Source organism: Superficieibacter sp. 1612_C1 (genome assembly GCF_015234305.1).
GTDB lineage: Bacteria > Pseudomonadota > Gammaproteobacteria > Enterobacterales > Enterobacteriaceae > Superficieibacter.
Window position 1 is genome coordinate 470,110 of sequence record NZ_JADGMI010000003.1, and the last position, 11,762, is coordinate 481,871.

General features: G+C 55.0%; 7 protein-coding genes and 2 pseudogenes. 8 read left to right on the plus strand and 1 reads right to left on the minus strand.

Going from position 1 to position 11,762, the window contains the following annotated elements; all coding sequences use genetic code 11:
* Positions 1-2 precede the first annotated feature (2 nt).
* A complete protein-coding gene (locus INT84_RS13435) occupies positions 3-1,367 on the plus strand; it encodes an efflux transporter outer membrane subunit (protein WP_194207181.1) in 1,365 nt (454 codons plus the stop codon).
* A 272-nt stretch (positions 1,368-1,639) separates the two neighbouring features.
* Complete coding sequence (phoC, locus tag INT84_RS13440) at positions 1,640-2,386, plus strand: acid phosphatase PhoC (protein WP_176919211.1); 747 nt, start codon at positions 1,640-1,642, stop codon at positions 2,384-2,386.
* A 41-nt stretch (positions 2,387-2,427) separates the two neighbouring features.
* On the opposite strand, the gene murF is transcribed toward phoC, so the two are convergent.
* Positions 2,428-3,855 (minus strand): UDP-N-acetylmuramoyl-tripeptide--D-alanyl-D-alanine ligase, encoded by a 1,428-nt coding sequence (gene murF, locus INT84_RS13445; protein WP_194207182.1) that lies wholly within the window; start codon positions 3,853-3,855, stop codon positions 2,428-2,430.
* Positions 3,856-4,060: 205 nt separating this feature from the next.
* Between murF and INT84_RS13450 the strand changes: the two genes are divergently transcribed.
* From INT84_RS13450 to INT84_RS13475, 6 genes and pseudogenes are all read left to right on the plus strand, one after another.
* Complete coding sequence (locus tag INT84_RS13450; RefSeq protein ID WP_194207183.1) at positions 4,061-5,752, plus strand: Mur ligase; 1,692 nt, start codon at positions 4,061-4,063, stop codon at positions 5,750-5,752.
* Positions 5,753-5,775: 23 nt separating this feature from the next.
* Positions 5,776-6,474 (plus strand): cysteine protease LapG, encoded by a 699-nt coding sequence (lapG, locus tag INT84_RS13455; protein ID WP_194207184.1) that lies wholly within the window; start codon positions 5,776-5,778, stop codon positions 6,472-6,474.
* Between the two features lie 9 nt (positions 6,475-6,483).
* Positions 6,484-8,439 carry a cyclic di-GMP receptor LapD gene (gene lapD / locus INT84_RS13460; protein WP_194207185.1) on the plus strand — a complete coding sequence of 652 codons (1,956 nt, stop codon included), beginning with the start codon at positions 6,484-6,486 and terminating at the stop codon, positions 8,437-8,439.
* Between the two features lie 15 nt (positions 8,440-8,454).
* Positions 8,455-8,796 carry a tryptophan synthase subunit beta gene (locus tag INT84_RS13465; RefSeq protein WP_194207186.1) on the plus strand — a complete coding sequence of 114 codons (342 nt, stop codon included), beginning with the start codon at positions 8,455-8,457 and terminating at the stop codon, positions 8,794-8,796.
* A 294-nt stretch (positions 8,797-9,090) separates the two neighbouring features.
* Positions 9,091-9,462, plus strand: a pseudogene (locus INT84_RS24435) (retention module-containing protein); the annotation flags it as partial.
* A 124-nt stretch (positions 9,463-9,586) separates the two neighbouring features.
* Positions 9,587-11,762: pseudogene (locus tag INT84_RS13475) on the plus strand (hypothetical protein); the annotation flags it as partial.

The window sequence follows — 11,762 nt, forward strand, 5'->3', positions numbered from 1 at the left end:
TTATGTTTCGTTTTACCGTATTATTTGTCGCGCTCCTGACCGCGGGTTGTGTCTCTCTCGATCCGCATTATGAACGCCCGGCCGCACCGGTTCCCGCCTCGTTGCCGGGAGCCCACGGCGAGGCAACGACCGTCATTAGCCAGTGGCAACAGGCGGTAAATGATGCCCGCCTGAAAAAAGTGGTCAGCATCGCGCTGACCAGCAACCGCGACGTACAAAAAGCCATTGCCGATATTGAAGCCGCACGCGCGCAATACGGCGAAACCCGCGCGTCGTTATTTCCGACGGTTGATGCAGAGCTGAGCCATACGCGCAGTAAAACCATCGCCAGCGGCATCACGTCTTCGGCGCAAGCCGATGGCGCGGTTTCCAGCTTTGAGCTGGATCTGTTTGGCCGTAATCAGAGCCTGTCGCGGGCTGCGCGGGAAACCTGGCTTGCCAGCGAATACACCGCGCAGAATACCCGTCTGACGATGATTGCCGATCTGACCACCGCCTGGGTCGCCCTGGCGGCGGACAACAGCAATCTTGCGCTGGCGCAGGAGACGATGAACAGCGCGGATAACTCACGTAAGATCGTCGCCCGGCAGATGGCGGTCGGTACCGCCTCGGCGGGCGATTTAAGCAGTGCGGAGAGCGTTTACCAGCAGGCGCGCGCCAGCGTCGCCAGCTACCGCACCGCAGTGGCTCAGGATAAAAATGCCCTGAACCTGCTGGCAGGCGATACCGTTCCTGACAGCCTGCTGCCCGGCACGCTGGAAAGTCTCGGCAGCAACAGCATAAATCTGGTCCCGGCTGGCGTCTCCTCCTCGGTACTGCTGCGCCGTCCGGACATCCAGGAAGCAGAACATAATCTTAAAAGCGCTAACGCCAATATCGGTGCCGCGCGGGCAAATTTCTTCCCGACAATCTCACTTACCGCCAGCGCGGGCGTCGGTAGCGATTCGCTTTCATCGTTGTTCAGCCACGGTATGCAGGTCTGGTCGTTTGCACCCTCGGTGAGCCTGCCCCTCTTCACCGGCGGCAGCAATCTGGCGCAGCTGCGCTATGCCGAAGCGGAGAAAAAAGGGCTAATTGCTACCTACGAGAAATCGGTTCAGAGCGCCTTTAAGGATGTGGCCGATGCGCTGGCCCGGCGGGAAACCCTGGACGAAGAACTGGATGCGCAGGAGCAATACGTCGCCGCCGAACAAAAAGCGCTGGATATCGCTACGAAAAGCTATCAGGCTGGCGTCGGCGATTATCTTTCGGTACTGACTGCTCAGCGGACTTTATGGTCAGCGCAAACAACGCTTATCTCCCTGCAACAGACCGATCTGGAGAACCGCATCACCCTCTGGCAATCGCTGGGTGGCGGCGTGAGTTAACCTTTCGCCGGGCGCTAACGCCCGGCATCCCTCTTGCAGAAAAGAAGATGCTTATTCAGGCAGCACAAATATATCCCGTGGTTACCTCAATTAATTTCTTATCGCAAATAAGGGCGAAGGTCCGGCGCAAGTTCATCAATATAAAATAATAAGCTTGCTATCTTTGCCTTATTGTTACAGTTTTGTTTCAAGTGAGACCATAGTCACAGCTCATTTTGTCAAAAAAGCTACACTAGACCAGCTGATAAAACGACAAAATGCAAAGGGCTATTATGAAAAAATTATTATTACCACTGGGACTTTCGTTATTATCTTTTAACGTTTTCGCATTATCCTCACCGGGCGACGATGTTACCACCAAACCTGACTTATATTATTTGAAAAACGATCAGGCGATTAATAGCCTGGCACTTTTACCGCCGCCGCCGGAAGCGGGCAGTATTCAGTTTCTGAACGATCAGGCGATGTATGAAAAAGGTCGTCTGCTGCGTAATACCGAGCGCGGTAAGCAGGCAGCGGCGGATGCCGATCTTGCTGCCGGCGGCGTGGCAAATGCGTTTTCGGAAGCGTTTGGGCATCCCATTACCCAAAAAGACTCACCGGAGATCTATAAGCTATTAACCAATATGATTGAAGATGCGGGCGATCTGGCGACCCGTGGCGCGAAAGAAAAATATATGCGTATCAGGCCGTTCGCTTTTTATGGTGTCCCGACCTGTAATACTAAAGATCAGGAAAAATTGTCAACTAACGGCTCTTATCCCTCCGGACATACGTCGATTGGCTGGGCAACGGCGCTGGTGTTGACGGAAATTAATCCGCCCGATCAGGACAAGATTTTGAAGCGCGGTTATGAGTTAGGGCAGAGCCGGGTGATCTGCGGTTATCACTGGCAAAGTGATGTTGATGCGGCACGTATTGTCGGTTCGGCGATTGTGGCGACACTTCACTCTAATCCGCAGTTCCAGCAACAGCTTGAGAAGGCAAAGCAGGAGTTTTCGGGTTTCGCAAAACAATAATCGTCATAATAAACCGGACTATACGTCCGGTTTATTATTGGTCAGCATTTCTCATTTCTCGCCATCATCCATTCCACTAATTGATGCGTATTCGCACTGTGCGAACCTTTAAACAATACGGTATCACCCGGCTGGATCAGAGTTAATAACGCCGCTTTTATTTCATCGACAGTCGAAAAAAAGCGTCCTTTTTTATTTTCATCGAGCGCCTGCCAGCATTCCACGTAATGTTCGCCGATGAGATAAACACGATCGATATTACTGTGGTTAACCCTCTCCGCAAGCCCGGTATGATAACTCACCGCGTTCATACCCAGATCTGCCATCTCACCCAGTATCGCTATCCTGCGGCCTGCCAGCGGCTTTTCACTCAAGTTCTCCAGCGCGGCCTGCATTGAACCGGGATTGGCATTATAGGCATCATCAATTATGGTGAAAACACAACCGCCGATTTCAGCTGTAACTTCCCTTCCCCGTCCGGCCAGCGGCATAAAAGAGATTATTTTTTCAATCGCGGGTTCCAGAGGATAATTCAGTGCCGCAACGGCGGTGAGCGCTGCAAGGCTATTTATAGCCATATGCTGTCCGGCTGCGGACAATGAATAATTTAACGTTTGTCCGTTAATCTGTGCCGCCACCTGATTTCCCGCAGCATCATAATGAAGTAACCGGCTGTCGCTCTCAGGATGATAACCGTAGGTTAACACCCTAAGCTTGCGGCTTAACGCCTTCTCAAGGACCGTTTCCCACTCCGCCATATCGCGGTTCAGAATGGCGATATCACCTGCTGTCATGCCCTGGAATATGGCGCTCTTGGTTAGGGCCACATCCCGCAACGTGTGTTTTTCTCCAAGGTGCGCTGGCTGAATATTCGTGAAGATCGCCACTTTTGGCTGCGCCATACGCGAGCTGACGCCCATGCGGCCAATGGCCATCTCGATGACCACATTCGGTGTATCCCATGGAATAGACGCCAGGTTCCAGGCGACGCCGCGTGGGAGATTAGCCGTAAGCCGACTTTGCCCCACCGCCCCCCACGCCGACAGCGCGGCGGCCAGCATGGCCACCGTGGTCGTTTTGCCCGCGCTGCCAGTAACGCCAATTACATTACCGCTCATCTTGTTACGCGCATAGCGGCCCATCGCCAGCAGGGCTTCCGTACCGTCAGCAACCTGAAGCAGTGGGATATTTTCCATGGCAATGGACTGCGGATCGGTGGTGATAATGCAGGATGGTGGCGTGGCCATCCTGGCGACCACGCTTGCCAGCATGCCGCAATTATCCGTGGCTGAACGGACCATAGCCATATTACCAGGCAGGATCGCGGGTGCAAAAATAGAAACTCCGGTTGCCGCCCAGCCTTCGGGAGGATGACGTACCCAGGTCCCTGAGGTCGCCAGCGCAACTTCATTGGCTGTCCAGAATGCAGAAACGATCGCTGCTTTACCCGATATAGCGTGTTCGCCCACGGCAAATCCTCTTTACTCACGTCCCGGCGTAGCAACGTTAATATATTAATATAATGAATAATACCTGACAGAATAACCGCTTCCCTCTGCGCTGGCGAGAGCCTGACATCGCCGGATATTGCGGGCAGTCATATTTCAATATATTAATCTGTGTTATAACTTCCGGCAAAATCAAAGGTTCTTGCACGGAATGCCAGGAGTTAAAATGTCACTGAGTGATTTATTGGCGCGCATTCGCCCAGCCGCTGAAAAACTGGATGTTGCGGCGCTGTCCGCCCCTTACCCGGCGCAGGTTATTTTTTTCAGCGTCAGCGATGGCAAAGCGCGTGCGCATACGCATATCGCGCAGGGTGCAAACTTTGATTTAGCCTGGCAGAACGGCGCGCAGGCGCTTCAGCGTTGGCAGCAACGGCAGACAAACGAGCCTGTCTGGCTGCGAGTGGATTGCGTTAATAGCATTGAGGCGCTGCGTTGGGAGACGTTACAATACAAACTCAGCAAAACGAAACGCAATTACTTTCGTTTTGGGTTAAGTTTTGATCCGTCTTTTACCCACGCCATTCTTGAGCAGGAAATCGCCGCCGGGGCGCTGATGTATCAGGGAACAGAAGGCGTCGCAACGCCAAACGCCGTCAATCTGGCCTCCTTCTCACGTCGTCGGTTTAATCACGAACTGCACTGGCCTGTAGAAGCTGACCAGCTACTCTGGCGCTTTACCACCCGGGCGGTATTCACTGACGGCCAGGAAAACTATCCCATTGAATCATCAGGTAAAAACTCCGGCTATCGCCAGCTTCCCGACTGGCAGGAGAAGGCGCTGGAGCAGATGATCCACAGCAGCACCGACTATCTGGCAAGGCAGGTTAAACAATCAGGACGCTACGATTACGGCTGGTTTCCCTGCTTCGATCGTCCCATTCCCACCTACAACACGTTGCGCCATGCCAGTTCGACGTATGCGCTGCTGGAAGGCTGGGAAGAAACGCGCGATCCCGCGCATCTTGCCGCCATCATCCGGGCGCTGGACGATCTCTCCACACAGCTTATTAAGACATATACCCTGCCAAACGGCAGCGAGGCGGAATTTCTGATTGATACCGGCGATGAAATTAAATTGGGCGGCAATGCGGTAACGATTCTGGCGATGACCAAGTATACCGATTTAACCGGCGACACCCGTTTTCTGGCACAGATGCACCGGCTGGCAAACGGCATTGCCGCGATGCAAAATTCCCAGACCGGCGGTTTTGTTCACGTCCTGCATGCTGCCGATCTGTCTGTCAAAGCGGAACACCGTATTATCTATTACGACGGTGAAGCCGCCTTTGCCTTAATGCGCCTATACGGATTGACCCGGCAACCTCGCTGGTTGGCGATGGTAGAGCGGGCGGTGGATTATTTTATCGGGCAGAAGCACTGGCAGGCGCACGATCACTGGCTGAGCTATTGCATTAACGAACTGACGCTTTATCGTCCGCTGGAACGCTATTACCAGTTCGGCCTGGATAACGTCCGCGATCATCTCGATTTTGTACGCCACCGTATTACCACCTATCCCACCTTGCTGGAATTAATGATGGCGGCCTCGCGGATGCTTACGCGTCTGGCGGATTCAGAGCATAAGCATTTACTGAAGGGTTTTCCGTTAACAGCGTTTTATGAGGCACTGGAAATACGCGCGCGCTATCTGGCAAACGGTTTTTTCTGGCCGGAACTGGCAATGTTTTTTAAAAATCCGTCACGCATCGTCGGCAGTTTTTTTATTCGTCACCATAGCTATCGCGTCAGAATAGACGATGTCGAACATTACCTTTCCGGCTACGTGGCGTATCACAACTATCACCGCAGCGGTTCACCGACATTGAACGAAGCGGCAGAGCCAGACTATACTCGCTGACTCGCCTGCCCAGAAAAAGATCGATGAACCGATGCCGTGGTATTCAGCCTGCCCCTTTCCGGCAACGATGGTTATCGTTCTGGGTAGTGGCGCTGCTTGTCGTTTCGTGTGGGCTTGGCGCAGGATGGGATTTCAATGCTATTACGCTTCGCACTCGCGATCTTTACGGCCCGGCGTCTCCGGCGGCGCAGCAGCGTATTAATGAATGGGCCGCGCTGCTAAAAAATCCGCCGCCTGCCAGCGTGCAGCAGAAATTAACGCTGGTTAATCAGTTCTTTAATTCGCGGATGGATTTTCGCGATGATAGTGTAGTCTGGCATCAACAGGATTATTGGGCCACACCCATTGAGTTTTTACGCAAAGGCGCAGGAGATTGCGAGGACTACGCGATCGCGAAGTATTTCACATTACGTGAAATGGGGGTTCCTGCTAACCAGCTACGTATTACTTATGTTAAAGCGTTAACGCTAAATCAGGCGCATATGGTCGTCACCTGGTATTCCACGCCGGATGCGATCCCTCTTGTTCTTGATAACCTGAAAACGGCTATTTTACCCGCCACTCAGCGAACCGATCTGCTTCCCGTATATGCTTTTAACGGTGAAGGATTATGGCTTCCGCAGGCCGGAGGAAATAAACGTGTGGGTGACAGCAAACGCCTTTCCCGCTGGCAGGATCTTCTCACCAGAATGCGTGCAGAAGGATTTGAACTTAATGAATAGGAAGTAGCCATGTCCCTTTATAAACAGCTACTAATTGGTATATGTCTGTTTACGTTTATTCTTTTCTGCGGCAACTTTGTGGTGACGCTGGAGAGTTCGCGCGATCAATATCGTAACCAGCTCAGCGCACATGCACAGGATGCCGCCACCGCGCTGGGATTGTCGTTAACTACGCATATCGACGATCCGACCATGACCGAACTGATGGTCAACTCTATTTTTGACAGCGGCTACTTTTACAGTATCCGGGTCATCGACGTTAAAACCGGCAAAGCGATTATCGAGCGCAGCGACACACCGCAGAGCGCCAGCGTACCCCAGTGGTTTGTGAAGCTGGTGGCGCTGAATCCGGGAATGGGCGACGCCATTGTGATGCGCGGCTGGACCCAGGCGGCACGCGTTGAAGTGGTCAGCCACCCGATGTTTGCGCTGGCGCGCCTGTGGAACAGCACCATCGCCAGCTTTCTGTGGCTGGTCGGCTGTAGCACGCTGTGCGTACTGGGCATGATCCTGTTGCTGCGTCGTCGCCTGCGCCCGCTGAACTACATCGTCGAACAGGCGATTGCCATCAGCCGCCGGGAGTTTCTCAACCTGTCGGCACTGCCCAAAACGCCCGAGCTGCGTCGGGTGGTCGACGCCATGAACATGATGGTCACTCAGCTTCAGGCGCTTTTCCGCGAGCAGGCGCAGCGCACGGAGACCCTGCGCCAGGAGGCGTACCACGATCCGCTCACCGGCGTCAGCAACCGCCGGGCCTTTGACATCCACTTACAGTCACGGTTGAGCGATGAGGAGAAAGCCTCCGGGCACCTGATCCTGCTGCGTGTTCAGGATCTGGCGGGTCTCAACCAGCGAACAGGCGGTGCCAGGACCGATGCGCTTTTACAGGCTATTGCCCATCTCCTGATGGAGATCCAGCAGCGTTTTTTCCACGCTGGCAGCCTGCTGGCCCGCGTGCGGGGCGGTGAATTCGCCCTTATCGTGCCGGGTATTTTGCCGCAGGAGATGGAGACGCTGGTCAACATGCTTAGCACCCAGCTTAAGGCGCTGCATGAAACGGGAATGAGTGACGTCACACCTGTTGCGCATTTTGCCCAGGTGCCTTTTCACTATGGCGATACCCCGCAGGCCGTGCTTTCTCAGGCCGATCAGGCGCTGGCGATGGCCGAGACCGAGATGCGTTACTTTGCCACCCACAGTGGCAATCCGCTGGCGAAAGCCGACGCGGAGCCGGAAGACGATCACCATGTCTGGCACACCCGTCTGACATCGGTGCTGCAAAACGAGTCGTTCGAACTGTTTGCCCAGCCGGTTTATGAGTGCAACCATCAGCACATCGCTATCCATCACAAGATCCTCGCCCGCATCAAAACGCCGGATGGCGAGATAATCGCAGCGGGCCGGTTTATGCCGTGGATCCACCGTTTAGCGCTGGGCCGTCGCATGGATCTGGTTATGCTGAAGCAGACGCTGCGTGTGATGGAGAAAAACGACGATCGTCTGGCGCTGAGCATCAGCGGTGAAAGCGTGGCGGACGACGCGAGCCTGAACGCCCTGCTACACCCTCTCAAACAGGCACCGCATCTCGCCGCTCGCCTGACGCTCGAGCTGGATGAGAACGAACTGCCGGATCCCGAGCGCGTCAGCATCCTGATGAAAAAGCTGCGCGAGACCGGCTGTCGCCTGGGTCTTCAGCACTTTGGTGGACGCTTTCACCTTGTCGGCAACCTGCCGCAATGGGGACTGGCGTGGATCAAAGTGGACGGCAGCTATATCCGTAATATAGATACCGAAGCGGATAAAAAGCTTTTTATTGAAGCTATTTATTGGGCCACCCGGCAAATTAACCTGCCGCTGATTGCCGAGCGGGTTGAGACGGAGGGCGAACTCGCTGTGCTGGAGAAAATAGGTCTCTACGGTGCTATGGGCCGCTACTTTGCCGATGTCAGCACCTTAACCCGCTAATCAAGGAGATTGATCATGCACTATATCGAGCGTGACACCGGAGGTCGTGTTATCCGGGTTGAGGATGAACCATTTACCGGGATGACTGAACAGAGCGCCGATCTCACCTCTGAGCTCGGCCAGTGGTACAAAAAGCAGGAAGCCAGAGCGGCGACGTTATTACAGTTGCAGCAAAGCGATCTTGAGATGGTCCGCGTACTGGAAGACCTGATCGAAGTGCTGATGAGTAAAGGCGTCATCAGCATTACCGACCTGCCACCAGCCGCACAAACGAAGCTCATAAGCCGGGCGCAGGCGCGTCGAACATTAAGCGGTCTCGAAGGATTGATCGCCGATGACGATGAAGGATTAATTTAGCACTACTACATTCTTATTATCTTTAGCAGGTTAAAAAGGCGTATTTCTCATCAGCGCTTTCTTAGCCTGCCAACAAAAATTTACAATACCCTCAGTCTACAACTCCTGATTTACCCCATCAAGTTAACAACTTAACAAAAACTTTACCTGAATCAAAAAAATCACGTTATAGAAGTGTTACTTTTTTTGAATAACATAAGATATTAGCCATGCTTAATTAGTGACCTTTTGGTATTGTATGCTCAAAATCCAAACGGAATGATTGGTGAACGGCAAGTTATAGAGGAAAGTGACATGAGCGGTGTGGCGGGGATCATCAAATCCGTAATCGGACAAGTATTCGCAGTTGCTCCCGACGGGAGCAGACGTTTACTGGTCGAAGGCGATCGCCTTATTGAGGGTGAACAGGTACAAACAGGCGTATCTGGTGCCGTCAGCATTACTCTGGACGGAGGCAAAACCCTCGATCTCGGTCGCGACACCACCTGGGATGGTCAAGCCGTTTCCACCCACTCTGTCACCGATCAGCAAACAGACATCGCCGCTCTCCAGCAGGCCATTGCCGACGGTCAGGACCCGACACAAACACTCGACGCCCCTGCCGCAGGTCCACAAACAGATAATAATACTCCCCTCACCGGCGGAAGCGGCGGCGGATCCCATACGCATGTCGTCCTCGATCTTACCGCTGAGATCATCGATCCCTCCGCCGGTTACCCCACCGTCGGCCTTGATTTTCCTGATGGTACGCCGCCAGAAGATCTAACGCTGCTGGATGATGGGGATGGGGATGCTGATTCCGATGCCGATGCAGACGCGGACGCAGACGCAGATTCAGACGCAGATGCTGATTCTGACGCGGATGCCGATGCTGACGCGGATGCCGATGCAGACGCCGACGCGGATGCCGACGCAGATGCGGACGCGGACGCTGATTCAGACGCAGATGCCGATGCGGACGCCGACGCCGATGCAGATGCAGACGCGGACGCAGACGCAGATGCAGATGCAGACGCGGACGCAGATGCAGATGCAGACGCGGACGCAGACGCAGACGCAGACGCAGATTCTGACGCAGACGCAGATTCTGACGCAGATGCAGATTCTGACGCCGATGCTGACGCAGATTCCGACGCCGACGCTGATGCGGATGCCGACTCAGATGCTGATTCTGACGCGGATGCCGATTCTGACGCAGATTCAGACGCTGATGCCGATGCAGACGCCGACGCGGATGCTGATTCTGACGCGGATTCTGATGCGGACGCCGACGCTGATGCGGACGCGGATGCAGATTCTGATGCCGATGCCGACGCAGATTCCGACGCGGACGCGGATGCTGATGCCGATGCCGATTCAGATGCAGACGCTGATTCTGACGCGGATGCAGATGCTGATGCTGATTCCGACTCAGATGCGGACGCCGACGCTGATGCCGATGCGGATGCGGATGCCGACGCTGATGCCGATTCCGACTCAGATGCAGACGCAGATTCTGACGCCGATGCCGATGCTGACGCTGATTCCGATGCCGACGCAGATGCCGATGCAGATGCGGACGCAGATGCCGACTCAGACGCAGATGCCGATGCAGACTCTGACGCCGATGCTGATGCTGATGCAGATTCCGACGCGGACGCGGATGCTGATGCCGATGCCGATTCAGATGCCGATTCAGATGCAGACGCTGATTCTGACGCGGATGCCGACGCAGATGCCGATGCCGATGCCGACACTGATGCTGACTCTGACGCTGATGCAGACGCAGATGCTGATTCTGACGCCGATGCAGACTCTGATGCCGACGCTGACGCAGATTCCGATTCAGATGCCGACTCAGATGCGGATGCCGATGCTGATTCCGACGCCGATGCAGATGCGGATTCTGATGCGGACACAGATGCTGATTCTGACGCCGACGCGGACGCAGACGCAGATTCAGACGCGGACGCCGATTCAGATGCTGATTCAGACGCGGATGCCGATGCCGATTCTGACGCAGATTCCGACGCAGACGCAGATTCTGACGCCGATGCGGACGCGGATTCCGACGCCGATGCGGATGCCGACGCGGACTCAGATTCAGACGCAGATGCAGATGCAGATTCCGACTCAGATGCGGACGCTGATGCTGATTCTGATGCGGACGCCGACGCAGATGCTGATTCTGACGCAGATTCAGACGCGGATGCAGACTCTGACGCCGACGCGGACGCTGATGCCGATGCCGATTCAGATGCCGACGCAGACGCGGATGCGGATGCGGACGCTGATGCCGATGCCGACTCTGATGCTGATGCCGACGCAGATGCGGACGCGGATGCCGATGCAGATTCCGACTCAGATGCTGACGCGGACGCCGATGCGGATGCTGATTCCGACGCAGATGCTGATGCTGATGCTGATTCTGACGCAGATGCCGATGCCGATGCCGATGCCGACGCAGATTCCGACGCGGACGCGGATTCCGATGCTGACGCGGATTCTGATGCGGACGCAGATGCTGATGCCGATTCTGATGCGGATGCTGATTCCGACGCCGATGCGGACGCAGACGCAGACGCAGATTCAGACGCAGATGCCGATGCGGATGCTGACGCAGATGCGGACGCCGACGCTGATGCAGATGCTGATGCTGATTCCGACTCAGATGCGGACGCCGACGCTGATGCCGATGCGGATGCGGATGCCGACGCTGATGCCGATTCCGACTCAGATGCAGACGCAGATTCTGACGCCGATGCCGATGCTGACGCTGATTCCGATGCCGACGCAGATGCCGATGCAGATGCGGACGCAGATGCCGACTCAGACGCAGATGCCGATGCAGACTCTGACGCCGATGCTGATGCTGATGCAGACTCTGACGCCGATGCTGATGCTGATGCAGACTCTGACGCCGATGCTGATGCTGATGCAGACTCTGACGCCGATGCTGATGCTGATGCAGACTCTGACGCCGATGC

Coding starts and splice junctions, on each gene's coding strand:
- lapD (WP_194207185.1), top strand. CDS start 6,484: ATGTCCCTTTATAAACAGCTACTAATTGGTATATGTCTGTTTACGTTT.
- INT84_RS13435 (WP_194207181.1), top strand. CDS start 3: ATGTTTCGTTTTACCGTATTATTTGTCGCGCTCCTGACCGCGGGTTGT.
- INT84_RS13450 (WP_194207183.1), top strand. CDS start 4,061: ATGTCACTGAGTGATTTATTGGCGCGCATTCGCCCAGCCGCTGAAAAA.
- phoC (WP_176919211.1), top strand. CDS start 1,640: ATGAAAAAATTATTATTACCACTGGGACTTTCGTTATTATCTTTTAAC.
- INT84_RS13465 (WP_194207186.1), top strand. CDS start 8,455: ATGCACTATATCGAGCGTGACACCGGAGGTCGTGTTATCCGGGTTGAG.
- lapG (WP_194207184.1), top strand. CDS start 5,776: ATGAACCGATGCCGTGGTATTCAGCCTGCCCCTTTCCGGCAACGATGG.